The following is a 19,763-nucleotide window of genomic DNA, read 5'->3' on the forward strand; positions in this document are numbered from 1 at the left end:
GAACGAAGGGCCGCAGCGCCTGCACATGACGCAGCCGCCGCTGTCCCGGCAAGTGCGCCTGCTCGAGCACCAGATCGGCACCGAGCGGCTCGAACGCACGAGCCGCTCGGTGAAGCTGACGGCGGCCGGGCGCAGCTTCCTGCCCGATGCGGCCCGCATTCTGCGGCTCGCCGACGAAGCGGCAGCAACCGCGCGCCGCGTCGCGACAGGCGCGGCCGGCGCGCCCACGATCGGCTTCACCGCGTCGGTCGGCTACGGCCTGCTGCCGTCGCTCGTGAGCGCGGTGCGCGCCGCGTCGCCCGACGTGCGGCTGACGCTGAAGGAGATGGTGAGCGGCGCGCAGCTGGAAGCGCTCGACGCGCGGCTGATCGACGTCGGGCTGCTGCGCCCGCCCGTCGAGCATGGCGAGCGCGCATCGGCGCCGTGCGTGCGGGAGGCGCTCGTGCTCGCGTTGCCGGAGGCGGCCGCCGACGCCTGGCCGAAGCACCCGACGCTGCGCGATTCCGAGGGCCGGCCGCTGCTGATGTATTCGCCGTACGAGGCGCGCTATTTTCACCAACTGGTGAGCGGACTGTTCGAGCGCGCCGAGGTACTGCCCGACATCGTCGAATACGTGAGCCAGATCCATTCGATGCTGGCGCTGGTGCGCGCGGGCATCGGCGCCGCGTTGATTCCGGCGGCTGCGTCGATGCTGCACTTCAAGGGGGTCGTCTATCGGCCGGTGCGCACGACGCCGGCGAAGCCCGTCGAGCTGACGTTCGCGTATCGGAAGGACAACGACAATCCGGTGTTCAGCGCGCTGAAGGACGTGCTGCGCAAGTCGCTCCTCACTGACGGCCGTTGAAGCGTGCGTCGACGCCGCCGACGCACGCGAGGGAAACGATGACGCGCGTGCGAAGCGAGCGTCGTCGCATGCGACGCGATCAATCGATCGTTAGGGAAGCTGACGTTATGGAATCGCGAAGACTGCGGCGCACGCGTCCATGATGTCGATCGAGCGCAGGCCGCGCGACCGGCACGGCGAACGTCATACGGGCCACAACGGCCCTTCCTGCATCGCGCCGATCTGCTCGCGCAATTCGAGCACGCGCGCCTCCCAATAGCGATGCGTGTTGAACCACGGAAACGCGGCCGGAAACGCGGGATCGTTCCAGCGGCGCGCGAGCCACGCCGCGTAATGAATGAGCCGCAACGTGCGCAGCGCCTCGATCAGATGCAGCTCACGCGGATCGAATTCGCAAAAGTCCTCGTAGCCGGCGAGCAAATCGGCGAGCGCGCGCATCGCGTCCGGCCGGTCGCCCGGCAGCAGCAGCCACAAGTCCTGCACGGCGGGCGCCATCCGGCTGTCGTCGAAGTCGACGAAGTGCGGGCCCGCGTCGGTCCATAGCACGTTGCTCGGATGGCAATCGCCGTGCGCGCGCAGCATCCGCACGTCGCCCGCGCGTTCGTATGCTTGCGCGACGCCTTCCAGTGCGAGCGTCACCGCCGCTTCATAAGCAGGCCGAACGTCGTTCGGCACGAAGTCGTGCGACAGCAGGAAATCGCGCGGCTCGTAGCCGAACGTATCGATATCGAGTGTCGGCCGTGCGACGTACGGCTTCGTCGCGCCGACTGCGTGAATGCGACCGATGAAACGGCCCAGCCACTCGAGCGTATCGCAACGATCGAGCTCGGGCGCGCGACCGCCGCGCCGCTCGAAGATCGCAAAGCGGAAGCCTTCGAATTCGTGCAGCGTACGGCCGTCGAACGCGAGCGCCGGTACGGCCGGAATCTCGCGCGCCACCAGTTCGGCGACGAACGCATGCTCTTCGAGGATCGCGTCGTTCGGCCAGCGATGCGGACGATAGAACTTCGCGACGATCGGCGGCCCGTCTTCGATGCCCGCCTGATAGACGCGGTTTTCGTAGCTGTTGAGCGCGAGCAGGCGCCCGTCGGTGCGCGAACCGGCGGGGATCAGCACGCTGTCGAGCGCGTCGAGCACGCGCTCCGGCGTGAGACCTGCAAAAGGCAAGCCGGCGTTGTCGCCGGCTGCGGTGGATTCGGAAGTGGCGTCGGTCATGCCCCGCATTGTGCCGCGCGCGAGGCCGAAAGACGAGCGGTCAGTGCAGCGCCGCGCCCGCGGGAAGCACGGATTCGCCGGTGTCGATCAGATCCTCGAGAAAGAATGGCTCGGTATTGAGCTCCTTGGATTCGCCCGGCACGCCCGCGTACCAGGTCACCATCGCCATGTCCCCGAGAATGCGCTGGACGATGCCGCGCGCGCCTTTCGGCACGGCGATGTGGGTGGTGCAGACAATCGAACCGACATGCATGATGTTTCCCCGCTTTCAAAGCCGGCCGCGTGCTGCCCGGCCGGAAATACCCGAATTGCGCATCCATGCGGCGACGGTTGCGCGTATCCCATTGTTCACCGTTCATGGAATCGCGAAAACGCGAGCTGACGACAAAGGTGCCGCCAATTCGCAGGATGCGTCGATTCCGCCGCCGCGACGCCGCCATTATTACGGCAGCGCGTCGCTCCATCATACCCTGACGCGCGCGACCGCCATTCAGCGATTCATTCTGAAATGCGGCCAAAAGCCAACGCCTCATCCGACGAAACGACGCCGAACGAACAACCGGCGTATCGTTTAGGTTTGCTTCGCTTGGAGAATCAGCGTGACTGTATCATCCGGCGCGCCGCGGCCCGCCGCCCGCGCGCGTCAGGACGACGCATCGGCCGTCGAGCGCGCGCCGTCCGCTTCGTCCGCTTCGTATCTCGAACGCGGCTCGCGCAGCTACTGGCACGCGAGCCTCGCGCTGCTGTTCGCCGGCTACGCGACGTTTTCGCTGCTCTACTACGTGCAGCCGCTCTTGCCCGAGTTCTCGAACACGTTCGGCGTGAGCCCCGCGCAGAGCAGTCTCGCGCTATCGTTCGCGACCGCCGCGCTCGCCGCCGCGGTCTTCGTCGCAGGCTTCATCTCCGAAGCGCTGAGCCGTCACAAGCTGATGACGGCATCGCTCACCGCATCGTCGCTCCTCACGCTCGCCGCCGCGTTCGCGCCGCATTGGCATCAGTTGCTGATCCTGCGCGCGCTGACGGGACTCGCGCTCGGCGGCGTGCCCGCGGTCGCGATGGCGTATCTCGCGGAAGAAGTGCATCCGGACGGGCTCGGACTCGCGATGGGTCTCTACGTCGGCGGCACCGCGATCGGCGGGATGGCGGGGCGCGTGATCACCGGCATTCTCACCGAGCTGTTCTCGTGGCGCATCGCAGTCGGCGTGATCGGCCTGCTCGGTCTCGCATCGATGCTCGCGTTTCGCACGCTGCTGCCGCCGTCGCGGCACTTCACGCCGCGCCGCGGCCTCAACCTCGCGCATCATCGCGCGTCGCTCGCCCACCATCTCGGCAAGCGGCGCGAGCTGCCCGTGCTGTTTCTGATGGCGTTCGTGCTGATGGGCAGCTTCGTCACGCTCTACAACTACATCGGCTATCGGCTGCTCGCGCCGCCGTATTCGATGGGCCAGGCGACGATCAGCGCGATCTTCGTCGTCTATCTGACGGGCGTCATCGCGTCGCCGCTGTCGGGGCGACTCGCCGATACGCTCGGCCGCGGCCGCGTGCTGATCGCAAGCCTCGTCGTGATGCTCGCGGGCGTCGCGCTGACGCTGCTCCATCCCGTCGCCGCGATCGCCGCGGGCATCGCATGCGTGACGTTCGGTTTCTTCGCGGGTCACGCGGTCGCGAGCGGCTGGGTCGGCCGGCTCGCGCAGCACGGCAAGGGCCAGGCCGCGGCGCTCTATCTGCTCGCGTATTACATCGGCTCGAGCGTCGTCGGCTCGTTCGGCGGACGCTTCTGGAGCACGCTCGGCTGGCCGGGCGTCGCGATGCTCGTCGGCGCATTGCTCGTGCTGGGTGTCGTCGCGGCGACTTGGCTGCACGCGCGCGAACGCGTCGGCGCCGCTTGACGGCATGACGCCGCCGAAGCGATTGCCAAGCGACGCATCGATGCGTTACCTTTGACGCTCTCGCATTCCATTCGCACTCGTCGCGATGAAACCCTCGTTGCCCGCCCGCGCCGTATCGAAGCCGTCAATCGCACGGCTGCCGCGCGCGTGCGCGCATCGTCCGCCTGCCGCTTCGCCGCCCGTCGGCGCGCCGCCTCCTCCGGCGGCGCTGCTCGGTTGACCGCCGCGCAACTTCTCTCACTCTCCGTTCGCCGCTGACCGAACCGTTCCGCGCGCTCGTGCGCGGCGTATTCGCGTGCGCGTGCATTCGGAGCGTTCCGATCCGATCGACAGGTGGATTTCAGATGGCTTCAGTCAAACCCGCGCTCGCCGCGCATGGCGCGACGTCGCTCTTCGTGCTGCTGTGGAGCAGCGGAGCGATCTTCGCCGAACTCGGCCTGCGGCATGCGTCCGCATTCGCTTTCCTGATCGCGCGCTTCGCGCTCGCATCGCTCGTGCTGCTCGTGCTGTCGCTCGCGCGACGCCGCTGGCTGCCGCCGCCCGGCGCGCGCCGCACGACGGTCGCGACCGGGTTGCTGCTCACAGGCGGCTACTCGATCCTGTATCTGCTCGCGCTCGAGCACGGGCTCGCGCCCGGCATCCTCGCGACGATCCTCGGCATGCAGCCGATCCTCACGCTCGTCATGCTCGAACGCCGCGCATCGGGCGCGCGGCTCGCGGGACTCGCGCTCGCGCTGATCGGCTTGAGCCTCGTCGTCTACCGCAGCATCGCGGGCGGCGACGCGCCGGTGTCGGGCGCCGCGTGCGCACTCGGCGCATTGCTCGCGATCACGACAGGCGCGCTGCTGCAAAAACGCGTGTGCGCGGCGCCGATCGACGTGCTGCCGCTGCAGAACGCACTCGGCCTCGGACTGTGCATGCTGGTCGCACCGTTCGAGCCGATCTCGTTCGAAGCGAGCTGGTCGTTCGTGCTGCCGCTCGCGTGGCTCGGCATCGTGATCTCGGTGTTCGCGCAGTTGCTGTTCTATCGGCTGATGCGGCAAGGCGACCTCGTCGACGTGACGAGCCTTTTCTATCTCGTCCCGGTCGTCACGGCGCTCATGGATGCGGCGTGGCTCGGCAATCGTCTCGCGCCGCTCGAGATCGCCGGCATGATCGCGATTCTCGCGGGGCTCGCGCTCGTGTTCCGACACACCGCGCGCACATGACGGCTGCCTGAAGACAAGGCGCCCGCACTGCAACATGCGGGCGCCTTGTTCACCGCGCCGCAGCACGAGAAAGCAATTAGAAAGACGAAATGAAAGCGTTTCGCCGGATTGTTCGCAATAAACCCGGCAGTCCGCGAATTTTCGTCGCGCTACGAAGCTTCGGATAGCCCCAAACCGCCGGCCGTTACCTATACTCGAAACAACCGGCTGCCCCGCACGCGACCGGGCCAAGCAAGAAAGGAGACACGCATGTCGACATACTTCACGATCGCCGACTTCATCCTGCTGATCCCGATGGCGCTCGCCGGCGCGCTGTTCCTCGGCGCGATCCCGTGCGCGACCGAATTCCGTCACAACGTGCTGCGCGTGCTCGGCGCGATGCTCGGCATGGCCGTCGCCGTGCTGCTGGTCGAAGGGCTCCCCGCGCTGATCTAGCCGCGACGCACGCGCCACGCACATCCGCCTGCGCCGCATTCGGCACGCGAAAGCGGGCGGCAGGCACGTCGTCAGGATGACTACCGATCAGATCGCCTGATCGGTGGACGGCTTTTCCCACAAGTTGATCCCACCTTCCGTCGCATAGCGATCGATCTCGGCGATCTCATCGTCGCTGAATGCGAGCTGCTGGAGCGCCGCCACGTTTTCGCGCACCTGCTCCGCGCGGCTCGCGCCGATCAGCGCCGACGTCACGCGCGGATCGCGCAGCACCCACGCGAGCGCCATCTGCGCGAGACTCTGGCCGCGCCGCTGCGCGATCTCGTTCAGCTTGCGCACGTGTTCGAGGTTCTGCGCGCTCAGGTGACCGTCCTTCAATGATCCGCCGCCCGGCTTGTTGATGCGCGCATCGGCTGGCACGCCGTTCAGGTACTTCGACGTCAAGAGCCCCTGCGCGAGCGGCGTGAACGCGATGCAGCCGGAACCCGTCCCGTCGAGCGCATCGAGCAGCTCGCGCTCGATCCAGCGATTGAGCAAGTTGTACGCGGGCTGGTGAATCAGGAGCGGCACCTTGTATTCGGCGAGCAGTTTCGCGATCTCGCGCGTCTTCGCCGCCGAATACGACGAGATCCCGATGTAGAGCGCCTTGCCCTGCTGGACGGCCGTCGCGAGCGCACTCGCGGTTTCCTCGAGCGGCGTGTGCGCGTCGAAGCGGTGCGAGTAGAAGATGTCGACGTAGTCGAGCCCCATCCGTTGCAGGCTCTGATCGAGGCTCGCGAGCACGTACTTGCGCGAGCCGCCGCCGCTGCCGTACGGACCGGGCCACATGTCCCAGCCGGCCTTCGTCGAAATCAGGAGTTCGTCGCGATACGGCTTGAAGTCCTCGCGCAGCAGCCGGCCGAAGTTCGTTTCGGCGCTGCCGTACGGCGGCCCGTAGTTGTTCGCGAGATCGAAATGGGTGATGCCGAGGTCGAATGCGGTGCGCAGGATCTCGCGCTGCGTCGAGATCGGCGTCGTGTCGCCGAAGTTGTGCCACAAGCCGAGCGAAAGCGCCGGCAGTTTGAGCCCGGATGTGCCGCATACGCGATACTGCATATCCGCATAGCGTTCGGAAGCTGCTTCGTAGGCCATCTGAATTCCCGTCAGGACGTTGAGCGAGGCCGGACGCGATCCGGCCGGACGAACCTCAGCCGGCCATGTTAGCCAACGATCGCGAATCGTGCAGCAATGCACTGCCGCGATGGACGTGACGGCGGCGCTCCCCTACACTGCGGCGTCTTCATCATCCGTTTCAGCGAGGATTTTCATGACTCGAGCGATTTCCGTTGCGCTCATCGTCGGCGGCGTCGTGCTGCTGTATTTCGGCGGCCAGTCGTTTCATTCGATCAACGACGGCATCGCGCGCTTCTTCACCGGCTCGCCTTCGACGAAGACGACCATGCTGATCGCGGGCGGCGTGGTCGCGACGCTCGTCGGGCTGATCGGCCTGTCGATGCCGAGCGGCAAGCGCTGACGCGCTCGTGCTTTCGGCATTGCCCCCAAGACGAAAACGGGCGGCCCGCATGCGGGCCGCCCGGTCGTTGTCCGATCATCAGTTGCTTGCACGCGATGCAAGGCCGTGCGCATCCGATTCCGCATGAAACGAACGCGCGGCACGCGACGCATCGCTAATCGCGAATCGCGCCGCCCCCCGCCGCCGCGAACGGCGAACTAGAAGCGCACTTCCGGCTTCGACGCCGAGCGCGAGCCCGGAACCGGTCGATTGCTGTCGCCGTGGTACGTGAACACAAGCGAGAACTTCACCTGATCGGTGCGGTTCTGACCCGCCGAATGCAGCGTGTTGCAGTGGAAGAACACGACGTCGCCCGCGGCGAGTTCCGGACACACCGCCTGGTCGATCAACTGCCGGTTCGCCGGCACGTCGCTGCGGAAGAACTTCGCTTCGTCGAAGCTTTCCGGCCCGAATTCCGCGCCATGCGAGCCCGGCACGAGCCACAGCGCGCCATTCTCGTTTGTCTCCGCCCCGAGCGCGAGCCACACGGACACGAGGTCCGGACGCTCGAACGACCAGTAGCGCACATCGCGATGCCAGCCGGTCAGGCTGCCGTATGCCGGATGCTTCGTCATCATGCAGTTGTGATGCGCGCGCGACAGAACCGGCGTCTCGCCGAAATACATGCGCATCCACGCGGCGATCTCCGGCGCCGTCGCGCGCTCGGCGAACGCCTTGTCGCGCGCGTACGCGTCGAGCAGCCGCCGCACCGTATGGCCGCCCGGTGCGTGCCGCGATTCGGGCGCGCCCGGATAGCGCAAGTCGGCCTCGAATTCGAGCGGCTGCGCCGCTTCGCGCAATTGCCGCTCGGCAATCGCCTTCAATTGCGCGCACCGCTCGGGTGCGACGAGCCCCGGAGCGACGACGAAGCCGCGCTCGCGCAGCGTCTGGACCTGCGTGTGAATCAACTCCGGGTGCAAGGAAGACATGGGATGTTCGGCATAATTTTTATCAACGATCGATTGTAAAGCGGACGTGCGCGACATGCTCGGCTACGATGCCGGCAAGCGAAAAACGGCGCACGATCGCAGCGGCGAATTTGATGTAACGCAAAGGAACTGTCGGCCGCGCGCGCGCCACTAAGTTCGGCAGGTTCGCGCGCCACGCGCCTGCGCGCAAGGGTCAGCGCGACTTTTGGGCGTCACGAATCGCCTGTAGTCTCGGCGCACCTGCTAGTTTTCGCGGGCAGCGGCGCACCGATGCTTTCGGTACGATGGGTTCGACCCGTGCCGCATAACGGCCGTTTTTACATTCGCGCCCCGAAATGGGCGCAATCTACGAGCGAATTATTTTCGTCATGCCTTTCCGACTGACTTCCCGTCTTCACCGCACCCCGAAGAGCGCGCCGTCGGCGCCGCACCGGATCGTGCGCGCGTTGCGTCACCACAGCGCCCGAGCGAGCGTGCTCGCCGAGCGCGCTCGCCAGCACCAGCTGCGGCTCGACGGCCTGCGCGCGTGGCTGCACGCGGTCCTGTCGTTGATGAGTGCGCATGCGGCGGCACGCCGCACCGCGCTGCGCTCGCTGCTGCAAAAGCCGGCGTTGCGACTGCGCGCGCCGTCGCTGCATCGCGCGAGCGTCGTGCCGCCCCGGATCAACCGGCCGCGCCGTCTCGCAGCGAGCACCGGCTGGTTCGTGTTCGCCGCGCGCTGAACGCGCGAAGCACGCGGCAATTCGCCGCGTCCTGCAAACCGCATGCCGCGACGAACGCAGGCAAGGCCGAAGCAGGACGCGAGCGAAGCCGAAATGAAAAAACCCCGGTCTCGACCGGGGTTTAATGAGATGGTCAGCCTGACCGAAACAGCCCGATCGGCTTACGCTGATCGGGCTGTTTCCTTATGGGAGATCGTCATGGACACCATCTCGTTGATCGGAATCGATCTTGGCAAGCATTGCTTTCACCTGCACGCACAGTCCGCATCGGGCCGCATGGTGTTCCGCAAGAAGCTGACGCGCAGCCAAATGTTCACGCTGCTTGCCAATGTGCCGAGTTGTACCGTGGTCATGGAAGCGTGTGCTGGGGCTCACTGGGTCGCCCGGCGCATCCAAGAACTCGGGCACCACGCGAAGTTGATCTCCCCGCAGTTCGTCAAACCTTTCGTGCAAGGCAACAAGAACGACTTCGCCGATGCACAGGCGATCTGCGAAGCGGCATCGCGCCCGAGCATGCGGTTCGTCAGTCCGCGCAACGAGGTGCAACAGACGATCTCGGCGCTGCATCGCGTACGTGAAGCGCTGGTGCGCGACCGTACTGGCACTGTCAACCAGATTCATGCCTTTCTGCTGGAATTTGGGGTCAGCCTGCCCAAGGGGATGGCCGTCATTCGTCGGCTTCCAGCCGTGCTGGCCACACACGCTCTGCCGCCGCGGCTAGTTGAATTGCTCGAGCGTCTGCAAGCGCATTTCAAGTACCTCGATGAACAGATCACGCAGATCGAAAGCGAGCTGATACGGCAGCTGCGGGAGGACGAACGCAGCCAACGCCTGTTGGAGATTCCCGGCATCGGTCCAATCACGGCCAGCGTGTTGGCAACTGAATTGGGCGACGCCCATCAGTTCGCTTGCGCTCGCCAGTTTGCGGCATCCATCGGGCTGGTTCCACGCCAATACAGTACCGGCGGCAAGGCAACGCTGCTGGGAATCAGCAAGCGCGGCGATAAGCATTTAAGGCGACTCCTGGTGCAGTGCGCGCGAGTTCTCATGCTGCACATCGAGCGGCGCACCGATCGCCTGGGCGCCTGGGTCCGCGACCTGCTGGCCCGACGGCATTCCAACGTGGTGGCTTGTGCGTTGGCCAACAAATTGGCGAGGATCGCCTGGGCCATCCTCGCCAGCGGAACACACTACCAAGGTGGTCAGGTTGTGGCAGCAGCCTGACACGGTGCGCCGCCTCCGTTACCCTTTTTACCCAGTCATTTCCTGGTTTTGCGACGCGAGATACGTGAAGACATAAACGGCTCAACGGCCGGGCAAGCAACCTGGTAAAACAAACAGCGCTCTGATGCTGCGGGTTTTTTGAGGTTTGCCCGGCGCGGCTCTCATCATGGGGCGGGAACCTGTTCCCACAACGACCCCGGATAGATTTGCGCATGCCCAATTTACGTCAACACCGCCTCGCTTGCAAAAGTCAGGCTGACCATAGATTGTTTGCTACGGCGAACCGTGCGTCAGGCGACTTGCACGGCCGGCTCGACGCCAGCCGCTTCGGCGAGCACGAGCGCCTTGTCGGCGGCTTCCCACGAGAATTCCGGCTCTTCGCGGCCGAAGTGGCCGTAGGCGGCGGTCTTCTCGTAGATCGGACGCAGCAGGTCGAGCATCTGGATGATGCCCTTCGGACGCAGGTCGAAGTGCTCGCGGACGAGCTTCGTGATCGTCTCGTCAGACACGCGGCCGGTGCCGAACGTATTGACCATCACCGAGGTCGGCTCGGCGACGCCGATCGCGTACGACACCTGGATCAGCGCGCGCGACGCGAGGCCCGCGGCAACGATGTTCTTCGCAACGTAGCGGCCCGCGTAAGCAGCCGAGCGGTCGACCTTCGACGGATCCTTGCCCGAGAACGCACCGCCGCCGTGCGGGGCCGCGCCGCCGTACGTGTCGACGATGATCTTGCGGCCGGTCAGCCCGCAGTCGCCTTGCGGGCCACCGATCACGAAGCGGCCGGTCGGGTTCACGAGGAACTTGATGTCGCCCTTGATCAGGTCGGCGGGCAGCGTCGGCTTGATGACCTCTTCGATCACCGCTTCACGCAGCGCGGGCAGTTCGATGTCCGGCGCGTGCTGCGTCGACAGCACGACGGTGTCGATCGAATGCGGCTTGCCGTCGACGTAGCGGACCGTCACCTGCGACTTCGCGTCCGGACGCAGCCACGGCAGGCGGCCGTCGCGGCGCAGGTTCGCCTGGCGCTCGACGAGGCGGTGCGACAGGTGGATCGGCAGCGGCATCAGCTCGGGCGTTTCGTCGCACGCGTAGCCGAACATCAGGCCCTGGTCGCCTGCGCCCTGATCGAGGTTGTTGTCGTGCGCACGGTCGACGCCTTGTGCGATGTCCGGCGATTGCTTGTCGTACGCGACGAGCACCGCGCAGCCCCGGTAGTCGATGCCGTAATCGGTGTTGTCGTAGCCGATACGCTTGATCGTGTCGCGGGCGATCTGGATGTAGTCGATGTTCGCCGTCGTCGTGATTTCACCGGCCAGAACGACGAGGCCCGTGTTGCACAGCGTTTCGGCTGCGACACGGGAATACTTGTCTTGCGCGAGGATTGCGTCGAGGATCGCGTCGGAGATTTGGTCTGCGACCTTGTCCGGATGGCCTTCGGAAACGGATTCGGACGTAAAGAGATAATCGTTTGCCACGTTCTCAGGCTCCTGTTGTGGTTACGGTTGAAGTTCACGTAGCCAGCTTCCAGAGGCCCGAAGTGGCGACGCTTTAGCGGATTTCCTGCGCCGTGGACGCTTGTTGCGCCCGCCGGCTTCGCCCCGCAAGTTGTCAGTTAACTCGGCGAAGCCCGTATTATAGCGGCTTTCTCGAATTGTCACAGAGCGTCGATCGTGCTGCTCCTTCCGCTGTCCTTCAACCCTGTTCTCATCGCGCCGGCCGTCCGGATCGACGGAGGATTCGCATGCTAGGCCGTCTCGGCACGCAGCTCGCCATCGCATTCCTCAAATTCCTCGCGGTCCTGCCCTACGGCTTGACCGCGCGCCTCGGCGACGGCCTTGGCTGGCTGCTCTATCGGATCCCCAGCCGGCGAAAGCGCATCGTACACATCAATTTGAAACTTTGCTTCCCTGATTGGAGCGACGCGCGCCGCGAGGAAGTGGCCGGCCGGCACTTCCGGCACGCGATCCGCAGCTACGTCGAGCGCAGCGTTCAGTGGTTCGGCTCCGCGAAAAAGCTCGAAAAATTGATCGAAGTCGACAGCGCGATCGATCTCACCGATCCGAACCTGCCGCCGACGCTCTTCCTCGGCCTGCACTTCGTCGGCATCGAGGCGGGCTCGATCTGGCTCAATCGATCGCTGCAGCGCCGCTGCGGGTCGCTGTACCAGCCGTTCTCGAACCAGACGCTCGAAGCCGTCGCGAAGGCGGCCCGGGGGCGCTTCGACGCCGAGATGGTCGGCCGCGCCGACAGCGCGCGCGTCGTGCTGCGCTGGCTGCGCGACCGCAAGCCGGTGATGCTCGGCGCCGACATGGACTACGGGCTGCGCAACTCGACCTTCGCGCCGTTCTTCGGCGTGCCCGCGTGCACGCTGACCGCGGTCGGCCGGCTCGCGAAGACGGGCCGTGCGCAGGTCGTGCCGTTCATCGGCGAAGTGCTGCCCGATTACAAGGGTTATCGGCTGAAAGTGTTCAAACCTTGGGAAAATTATCCGACGGGCGACGACGGTCTCGACGCGCGCCGGATGAACGCGTTCCTCGAAGCGCAGATCCCGCTGATGCCCGAGCAGTACTACTGGGTGCACAAGCGCTTCAAGACGCGCCCGCCCGGCGAGCCGAGCTTCTATTGACCTCGCCGCCGCGGCATACAATAGCGCCCATGAAACTCTCGTTTACCAAGATGCACGGCGCGGGCAACGACTTCGTCGTGCTCGACGGCTACACCCGCGCGCTGCCCACGCTCACCGACGCGCAGGTGCGCGCGCTCGCCGACCGCCACTTCGGGATCGGCGCCGATCAGCTCTTGCTCGTCGAAAAGCCGACCGTCGAAGGCGCCGATTTCAAATACCGGATCTTCAACTGCGACGGCGGCGAGGTCGAGCACTGCGGCAACGGCGCGCGCTGCTTCGTCAAATTCGTCCGCGACAACGGGCTCACCGACAAGGCGAGCGTGCGCGTCGAAGTGAAGCATGGCGTGATCACGCTGACGATGCAGGACAACGGCGAGGTCGTCGTCGACATGGGCGCGCCGGTGTTCGAGCCGGCGCGCGTGCCGTTCGACGCGAGCGGCCTCGATGGCCGCCGCGAAGGCGCCGACACGCTGTGGCCGCTCGACGTGAACGGCGCGACGCGCTGGATCTCGGTCGTGTCGATGGGCAATCCGCACGCGGTGCAGATCGTCGACGACGCCGAGGCGTTCCCGGTGCTCGTCGACGGGCCCGCGATCGAGCGCCATCCGCGCTTTGCCCAGCGTGTAAACGCGGGCTTCATGCAAATCCTGTCGCGCCACGAAGTAAAGCTGCGCGTCTACGAGCGCGGCGCGGGCGAGACGCTCGCGTGCGGCACGGGCGCGTGCGCGGCGGTCGCGGCGGGCATCCGTCGCGGGCAACTCGATTCGCCCGTCACGGTCCATACGCATGGCGGCACGCTGACGATCTCGTGGGACGGCGCGCGCGACGAAAGCGCGCCACTGCTGATGGCCGGCCCGGCGACGACCGTCTTCGAAGGCGTGATCGACCTGTCCGTCCGGCCTTTTGTTGTCTGACCTTTCATTTGCTGAAGCTGAACGAAGCGCCATGAACGATCGCGAAGTCGCCGACTACCTGCTCGCCAACCCCGAATTCTTCGCCACGCACGCGGAGCTGCTCGCGACGATCAAGCTCGCGAACCCGCACGGCAAGGCCGCGGTGTCACTGCAGGAGCGGCAAATGGAGATGCTGCGAGACAAGAACAAGCATCTCGAACGCCGGCTCGCCGAGCTGTTGCGCTACGGCCACGAGAACGACGGACTCGCCGCGAAGTTCAACCGCTGGACCGCGCGCGTGATCGCCGAACGCGATCCGTACGCGCTGCCGCGCTCGATCGCGGGCGGCCTCGCCGACGTGTTCGACGTGCCGCAGACGGCGCTCAGGCTCTGGGATGTCGCCGACACCTACGCGCAGGCCGATTTCGCGCGCAACGTCGGCGAGGAAGTGCGCCTCTTCACGAGTAGTCTTGCGACCCCTTATTGCGGAGCGAATACCGGCTTCGAAGCCGCGCAGTGGCTCGCGCCCGCCGCAGCCGCGCCGGCCGTCGACGGCGGCGAAGCGCCTGCCGCGAGCGGCGCCGCCGAGTCGGTCGCGCTGATCGCGCTGCGCGCGCCCGCGGCGGGTGACGGCGCGAGCGCGTTCGGCCTGCTCGTGCTGGGCTCGCCGGACCCGCGGCGCTTCCACGACGGGATGGGCACCGATTTCCTCACGCAGATCGGCACGCTCGCGAGCGCGGCGCTCACGCGCCTGCTGCCTCACTGACGGCCGCGCAGAGCGCCCCGGCACCCGCCCGCCACCCGACATGACCGCCGCCCCGATCGCCGACTACCTGTCGAACCTGCGGCACGTCAGGAAGCTGTCGGACCACACGCTGCGCGCGTACGCGCATGAACTCGACGAGCTGAAGAAACTCGCGAACGGCCGGCCGCTCGAAAGCCTGACGGCCGTCGACGTGCGCGGCGCGGTCGCGCGCGCGCATGCGGGCGGCCTGTCGGCGCGCTCGATCTCGCACCGGCTGTCCGCATGGCGCGCGTTCTACCGCTGGTTCGCGCAGCACGTCGAGATGAACGCGAACCCGGTGGCCACGATCCGCGCGCCGAAGCGCGCGAAGCTGCTGCCGAAGGCATTGTCCGTCGACGATGCGGCCGCGCTGATGGACGCGCCGATGTCCGGCACCGCCGAGGGCGTGCGCGACCACGCGATCCTCGAGCTGTTCTATTCGTCCGGGTTACGGCTCGCCGAGCTGATCGGCCTCGACGTCGCGTACGTGAGAAACGGCGAGCATCGCTCCGAAGGCTGGCTCGACCTCGCCGAAGCGGAAGTCACGGTGCGCGGCAAGGGCGACAAGGAGCGCAAGGTGCCCGTCGGCCGCAAGGCGATCGACGCGCTCAACGCATGGCTCGCGGTGCGCGGCGAGTTCGTGAGGCACGATCCGCATCCGCTCTTCCTGTCGGTGCGCGGCAACCGGATGTCGCCCGGCGTCGTGCGCGAGCGCGTGAAGCGCGCGGCGCGCGCGGCGGGCATCCCGGCGAACGTCCATCCGCACGTGCTGCGCCACTCGTTCGCGACACACGTGCTGCAGTCGAGCGGCGACCTGCGCGCGGTGCAGGAGTTGCTCGGCCACGCGAGCATCTCGGCGACGCAGGTCTATACGTCGCTCGACTTCCAGCATCTCGCAAAGATTTACGACAGCGCGCATCCACGCGCGAAGAAGCGCGACTGACGCGCGTCGCCCACGCTCACCGAATCGCCTTCCGCCGCGTCCGACGCGGCTTTTTCGATCCCGACATGCATACCGTTACGCTCAAGCCGTCCAAAGACAAATCCCTGCTGCGCCGCCATCCGTGGGTCTACGCGAACGCGATCGACCGCGTCGACGGCAAGCCCGCGCCCGGCGCGACCGTCATCGTGCGCGCGCACGACGGGCGTTTCCTCGCGCGCGCGGCGTACAGCCCGCATTCGCAGATCCGGCTGCGCGTGTGGAGCTTCGACGAGGCCGAGCCGATCGACCACGCGTTCTTCAAGCGGCGCGTGCAGCGCGCGATCGCGCATCGCAACGCGATGATCTCGGGGACGGGCGCGGTGCGGCTCGTCTTCGGCGAGGCGGACGGCCTGCCGGGGCTCATCGTCGATTACTACATGGCGGCGCAAGTCCTCTCGGGAGGCACCGCAGCGCACGCTGTCAAAGAAGGTGCGGCGGCGCAAACCACATCGAACGACGGCACCGCCGGCGCGGGCCGCGCGCAGCTCGTCTGCCAGTTCATGGCGGCGGGCGTCGAGCAGTGGAAGGACGCGATCGTCGCGGCGCTCGTCGCCGCGACCGGCTGCCCGAACGTCTACGAGCGCTCGGACGTGTCGATCCGCGAGAAAGAAGGCCTCGAACAGACGACGGGCGTGCTCGCCGGCGATGCGCCGCCCGACACGCTGATCACGAACGAGAACGACGTGCTGTATCACGTCGACGTCCGCAACGGCCACAAGACGGGCTTCTACGTCGACCAGCGCGACAACCGCGCGCTCGTCGCGCAGTACGCGCGCGATCGCGACGTGCTGAACTGCTTCTGCTACACGGGCGGCTTCTCGCTCGCGGCGCTGAAAGGCGGCGCGAAGCGGGTCGTGTCGATCGATTCGTCGGGCGACGCGCTCGCGCTCGCGCGGCAGAACGTCGCGACGAATGGCTTCGACGCGGCGCGCGCCGAGTGGCTCGACGCGGATGCGTTCAAGACGCTGCGCCGTCTCGTCGAAGACGGCGAGCGCTTCAACCTCATCGTGCTCGATCCGCCGAAATTCGCGCCGACCCGCGACAGCGTCGACCGCGCCGCGCGCGCCTACAAGGACATCAACCTGAGCGGCTTCAAGCTGCTGCGCCCAGGCGGCCTCTTGTTCACGTACTCGTGCTCCGGCGCGATCGACATGGACCTGTTCCAGAAGATCGTCGCGGGCGCGGCGGCCGACGCGAAAGTCGACGCGCGGATCCTGAAGCGCCTCGGCGCGGGCGTCGACCACCCGCTGCTGACCGCGTTCCCCGAAGGCGAATATCTGAAAGGGCTGCTGTTGCAAATCGCGTGATCGCCCCGATCTGAACGGGCGACGTAGTGCGAGCCCGCGCCGCCCTGGCCGTCCGGCCGGCGGCGGGGGCTTGACAGATATGTTTCAATAAACGATTGAGCGCCCGGGAAGTCTCGCCGGGCGCGCTGTTTTTTCAGCGGTTTTGACCCCGTTTCACGAACCACAGGCGATCGACGACATGGCCATTCCCGTCACTATCCTCACCGGCTTCCTCGGCAGCGGCAAGACCACGCTGCTCAAGCGCATCCTGAACGAACAGCACGGCATGAAGATCGCCGTGATCGAAAACGAGTTCGGCGAGGAGAACATCGACAACGAGATCCTCGTCCAGGAATCGAACGAGCAGATCATCCAGATGAGCAATGGCTGCATCTGCTGCACGATCCGCGGCGACCTCGCGCGCGCGCTCGCCGACCTCGCCGCGAAGAAGCGCGACGGCAAGTTCGATTTCGACCGCGTCGTGATCGAGACGACGGGCCTCGCGAATCCGGGCCCCGTCGCGCAGACGTTCTTCATCGATAGCGAAATCGCCGACGAATTCCTGCTCGACGCGGTCATCACGCTCGTCGACGCGAAACACGCCGACGCGCAGCTCGACGAGCACGAGGTCGTGCAGCGCCAGGTCGGCTTCGCGGATCGGCTGTTCATCACGAAGGCGGACCTCGTCGACGACGAGACGGTCTCGGACCTCAAGCACCGCCTGCTGCACATGAACCCGAAGGCGGCGATCAAGGTCGTGAACTTCGGCGACGCGGACATCAAGGAGATCTTCGACCTGCGCGGCTTCAACCTGAACGCGAAGCTCGAGATCGATCCGGACTTCCTCGCCGAAGACGAGCACGAGCACGCGCATCACCACCATCACGACCATGACCGCGACCACGCGCATTGCGACCATGATCACGGCCATTGCGAGCATGATCACGAGCACGGCCATCACAATCACCACCACGCGCATCACGACGACAAGATCAAGTCGTTCGTCTACCGCAACGACCGCCCGTTCGATCCGAACAAGCTCGAGGACTTCCTCGGCGGGATCCTGCAGATCTACGGCGAGCGGATGCTCCGCTACAAGGGCGTGCTGTACATGAAGGGCGTCGACCGCAAGGTCGTGTTCCAGGGCGTGCACCAGATGATGGGCAGCGATCTCGCGGCGAAGTGGCTGCCGGCCGAGAAGAAGACCAACAAGATGGTGTTCATCGGCGTCGACCTGCCGCGCGACCTCATCACCGACGGTCTCGACGCCTGTCTCGCGTAAGCGAGCGGCACGGCGCACAGGCTCGCACGATGCGGCCTGCGCGGGACGATTCGAACGGACCGAGCGAGCCGGGCGCGCGAAGTCGGCGCGGCTTCGCCGCCGTCGCCGATCTCGATAGCGCGCGGCCGCCGGACCGCGCGCCGCAAGCCGCAGGACCGCAAGACCTTTGACGGGCGAATCGCAGCAACGCAGATCGACTTGGCCGACCGCAAAGCCCACGCGTCACCGCAGCCGCAAGCGGAACGTCCGCGCGTCGGCCACGGGCAAGCCGTCGGCCGCTGCCGCGCGCATGCCGGGAAGGCTGCCGCGCCGGCTGCGGACCGACATGCGGACGTCATCGCTTTTTCCTGATTTGCGGGTTATATTTTCAGGATACCGCTTGATCGGCAGGGGATCGACCCGATACGGCGAGGGCTTGCGATTCAGTTACAATACCTGCCCGCTGGAGAAGGGCGACGGCAGGCCCGATCCTTGCGCGGAGCCTGGGCGGCGCGGTGGTGCGCCGGGGATGGCCGCCCGCCGGTCACGCGCAATCCGGTCCGCCCAAGGGAGTACTGAACGAGATGGGTCCGGTATCCGGAGGCTTTCGGCCCCGCCGCAGCGAATAGCAAACAATTGCAAGGGCTGTTGCGGGTAATCCCAAAGTGCGGGCAATATCCATGGATTCGCCGCACATTGAAGAAGCAAGCAGATGACGAAGAAACTCTTGACCGAAGCCGAAATCCTGAAGATGAGCGACAAGGATTACATGAATGAGGATCAGCTCGCCTTCTTCAAAAATCGGCTCGAACAATTGCAGGCGGAAATTCTCCGCAATGCGGGCCAGACGACCGAGAATCTGCGCGAAACGGTGATCGTGCCGGACCCCGCCGATCGCGCGACGATCGAGGAAGAGCACGCGCTCGAACTGCGCACGCGCGACCGCGAACGGAAGCTTCTCAAGAAGGTCCAGCAGTCGCTCGCCCGCATCGATTCGGGCGATTACGGTTGGTGCGAAGAGACGGGCGAGCCGATCGGCATCCCGCGTCTGCTCGCACGTCCGACGGCCACGCTGTCGCTCGAAGCGCAAGAGCGCCGCGAGCTGCGTCAGAAGCTGTTCGGCGACTGACCTTCCCGGCGCGGCCCGCCTTCCGCGCCCGACACGCTTTGCACAAAGCGCGCGGCCTGCCGCGCGCTTTTGTTTTTCCCGCCGTCGCGCCCTTTCTCCTCGCGGCGATGCCCGTCGCACGCCGCTCTTGATATCGCGGCGCCCGCCCTAAAATGAAGACAATGCGCGTTGAGCCAGCCGCCAGGCCGCGGCTTCCGCGCGCCCCGCATCCCCCGTCTTTCTCGAGGAATACAGATGGAGCAATTTCACGGCACGACGATCGTCTCCGTGCGGCGCGGCGACAAGGTCGCGCTCGGCGGCGACGGCCAGGTCACGCTCGGCAACATCGTGATGAAGGGCGGTGCGCGCAAAGTGCGCCGCATCTATAACAACCAGGTGCTCGTCGGCTTCGCGGGCGGCACGGCCGACGCGTTCTCGCTCCTCGACCGCTTCGAGGCGAAGCTCGAAAAGCACCAGGGCAACCTGACGCGCGCCGCCGTCGAGCTCGCGAAGGACTGGCGCACGGACCGGATGCTGCGCCGTCTCGAAGCGATGCTGATCACGGCCGATGCGAGCACGACGCTCGTCATCACCGGCAACGGCGACGTGCTCGACCCGGAAGGCGGGATCTGCGCGATCGGCTCGGGCGGCGCGTACGCACAGGCCGCCGCGCGCGCGCTCGCGGAGAACACCGATCTGTCCCCGCGCGACATCGTGGAGAAGGCGCTCGAGATCGCGGGCGACATGTGCATCTACACGAATCACAACCGGATCATCGAGACCATCGAGTAAGGACGAAGCA

General features: G+C 66.3%; 20 protein-coding genes and 1 pseudogene. 16 read left to right on the top strand and 5 right to left on the bottom strand.

Features of this window, described 5'->3' with window-relative positions; genetic code table 11:
- Positions 1 to 13: 13 nt before the first annotated feature.
- A pseudogene (locus tag WS70_RS17910) lies at positions 14 to 844 on the top strand (LysR substrate-binding domain-containing protein); the annotation flags it as partial.
- A 183-nt stretch (positions 845 to 1,027) separates the two neighbouring features.
- Here the strand turns inward: WS70_RS17910 and WS70_RS17915 are convergent.
- Both WS70_RS17915 and WS70_RS17920 read right to left on the bottom strand, forming a co-directional pair.
- The gene (locus tag WS70_RS17915; RefSeq protein ID WP_059597974.1) at positions 1,028 to 2,059 is read right to left on the bottom strand and encodes a serine/threonine protein kinase; all 1,032 of its coding nucleotides are present in this window, start codon (positions 2,057 to 2,059) and stop codon (positions 1,028 to 1,030) included.
- Between the two features lie 40 nt (positions 2,060 to 2,099).
- Complete coding sequence (locus tag WS70_RS17920) at positions 2,100 to 2,312, bottom strand: hypothetical protein (protein WP_004198969.1); 213 nt, start codon at positions 2,310 to 2,312, stop codon at positions 2,100 to 2,102.
- Between WS70_RS17920 and WS70_RS32160 the strand changes: the two genes are divergently transcribed.
- From WS70_RS32160 to WS70_RS17935, 4 genes are all read left to right on the top strand, one after another.
- Positions 2,311 to 2,634, top strand: a complete 324-nt coding sequence (locus WS70_RS32160) for a hypothetical protein (protein WP_162498953.1) — start codon at positions 2,311 to 2,313, stop codon at positions 2,632 to 2,634. The two genes, WS70_RS17920 and WS70_RS32160, sit on opposite strands and share 2 nt — an antisense overlap.
- Positions 2,635 to 2,658: 24 nt before the next feature.
- On the top strand, positions 2,659 to 3,948 hold the full coding sequence (locus WS70_RS17925) for an MFS transporter (protein WP_059597973.1): 1,290 nt from the start codon (positions 2,659 to 2,661) through the stop codon (positions 3,946 to 3,948).
- A 344-nt stretch (positions 3,949 to 4,292) separates the two neighbouring features.
- Entirely contained in the window at positions 4,293 to 5,156 is an 864-nt protein-coding gene (locus tag WS70_RS17930) for a DMT family transporter (RefSeq protein WP_059597972.1), read from the top strand.
- 249 nt (positions 5,157 to 5,405) lie between these two features.
- The gene (locus WS70_RS17935; protein ID WP_059471508.1) at positions 5,406 to 5,591 is read left to right on the top strand and encodes a hypothetical protein; all 186 of its coding nucleotides are present in this window, start codon (positions 5,406 to 5,408) and stop codon (positions 5,589 to 5,591) included.
- A gap of 87 nt (positions 5,592 to 5,678) precedes the next feature.
- Here WS70_RS17935 and mgrA read toward each other — a convergent pair whose 3' ends face one another.
- Positions 5,679 to 6,722, bottom strand: a complete 1,044-nt coding sequence (mgrA, locus tag WS70_RS17940) for an L-glyceraldehyde 3-phosphate reductase (RefSeq protein ID WP_059597971.1) — start codon at positions 6,720 to 6,722, stop codon at positions 5,679 to 5,681.
- A gap of 175 nt (positions 6,723 to 6,897) precedes the next feature.
- On the opposite strand from mgrA, the gene WS70_RS17945 reads away from it, so the two are divergent.
- Positions 6,898 to 7,104, top strand: a complete 207-nt coding sequence (locus WS70_RS17945; protein ID WP_059471506.1) for a DUF3185 family protein — start codon at positions 6,898 to 6,900, stop codon at positions 7,102 to 7,104.
- A 197-nt stretch (positions 7,105 to 7,301) separates the two neighbouring features.
- On the opposite strand, the gene WS70_RS17950 is transcribed toward WS70_RS17945, so the two are convergent.
- The gene (locus tag WS70_RS17950) at positions 7,302 to 8,072 is read right to left on the bottom strand and encodes a phytanoyl-CoA dioxygenase family protein (RefSeq protein WP_059471505.1); all 771 of its coding nucleotides are present in this window, start codon (positions 8,070 to 8,072) and stop codon (positions 7,302 to 7,304) included.
- Positions 8,073 to 8,440: 368 nt separating this feature from the next.
- Here WS70_RS17950 and WS70_RS17955 point away from each other — a divergent pair, with 368 nt between their 5' ends.
- Both WS70_RS17955 and WS70_RS17960 read left to right on the top strand, forming a co-directional pair.
- Complete coding sequence (locus tag WS70_RS17955) at positions 8,441 to 8,794, top strand: hypothetical protein (protein ID WP_059471532.1); 354 nt, start codon at positions 8,441 to 8,443, stop codon at positions 8,792 to 8,794.
- A 198-nt stretch (positions 8,795 to 8,992) separates the two neighbouring features.
- Entirely contained in the window at positions 8,993 to 10,018 is a 1,026-nt protein-coding gene (locus tag WS70_RS17960) for an IS110 family RNA-guided transposase (RefSeq protein WP_059597921.1), read from the top strand.
- Between the two features lie 290 nt (positions 10,019 to 10,308).
- Here the strand turns inward: WS70_RS17960 and metK are convergent, their stop codons facing one another.
- Positions 10,309 to 11,496, bottom strand: coding sequence for a methionine adenosyltransferase (gene metK / locus WS70_RS17965; protein WP_059471504.1), 1,188 nt, complete (start codon positions 11,494 to 11,496; stop codon positions 10,309 to 10,311).
- Between the two features lie 266 nt (positions 11,497 to 11,762).
- On the opposite strand from metK, the gene WS70_RS17970 reads away from it, so the two are divergent.
- The 8 genes from WS70_RS17970 (at position 11,763) to hslV (ending at position 19,753) form a co-directional block, all read left to right on the top strand.
- Entirely contained in the window at positions 11,763 to 12,647 is an 885-nt protein-coding gene (locus WS70_RS17970) for a lipid A biosynthesis lauroyl acyltransferase (RefSeq protein WP_059471503.1), read from the top strand.
- Positions 12,648 to 12,676: 29 nt separating this feature from the next.
- Positions 12,677 to 13,561 (top strand): diaminopimelate epimerase, encoded by an 885-nt coding sequence (dapF, locus tag WS70_RS17975; protein ID WP_059471502.1) that lies wholly within the window; start codon positions 12,677 to 12,679, stop codon positions 13,559 to 13,561.
- 31 nt (positions 13,562 to 13,592) lie between these two features.
- On the top strand, positions 13,593 to 14,306 hold the full coding sequence (locus tag WS70_RS17980; RefSeq protein WP_059471501.1) for a DUF484 family protein: 714 nt from the start codon (positions 13,593 to 13,595) through the stop codon (positions 14,304 to 14,306).
- Positions 14,307 to 14,346: 40 nt separating this feature from the next.
- On the top strand, positions 14,347 to 15,267 hold the full coding sequence (xerC, locus tag WS70_RS17985; protein ID WP_059471500.1) for a tyrosine recombinase XerC: 921 nt from the start codon (positions 14,347 to 14,349) through the stop codon (positions 15,265 to 15,267).
- 65 nt (positions 15,268 to 15,332) lie between these two features.
- Positions 15,333 to 16,613: a class I SAM-dependent rRNA methyltransferase gene (locus WS70_RS17990; protein ID WP_059596299.1), complete on the top strand. Its 1,281-nt coding sequence runs from the start codon at positions 15,333 to 15,335 to the stop codon at positions 16,611 to 16,613.
- 178 nt (positions 16,614 to 16,791) lie between these two features.
- The gene (locus WS70_RS17995) at positions 16,792 to 17,874 is read left to right on the top strand and encodes a CobW family GTP-binding protein (RefSeq protein WP_059471498.1); all 1,083 of its coding nucleotides are present in this window, start codon (positions 16,792 to 16,794) and stop codon (positions 17,872 to 17,874) included.
- A 691-nt stretch (positions 17,875 to 18,565) separates the two neighbouring features.
- Positions 18,566 to 18,982: an RNA polymerase-binding protein DksA gene (dksA, locus tag WS70_RS18005; protein ID WP_059471496.1), complete on the top strand. Its 417-nt coding sequence runs from the start codon at positions 18,566 to 18,568 to the stop codon at positions 18,980 to 18,982.
- 234 nt (positions 18,983 to 19,216) lie between these two features.
- Positions 19,217 to 19,753 (top strand): ATP-dependent protease subunit HslV, encoded by a 537-nt coding sequence (gene hslV / locus WS70_RS18015; protein WP_059471495.1) that lies wholly within the window; start codon positions 19,217 to 19,219, stop codon positions 19,751 to 19,753.
- Positions 19,754 to 19,763 lie beyond the last annotated feature (10 nt).

It is taken from the genome of Burkholderia mayonis (assembly GCF_001523745.2).
GTDB lineage: Bacteria > Pseudomonadota > Gammaproteobacteria > Burkholderiales > Burkholderiaceae > Burkholderia > Burkholderia mayonis.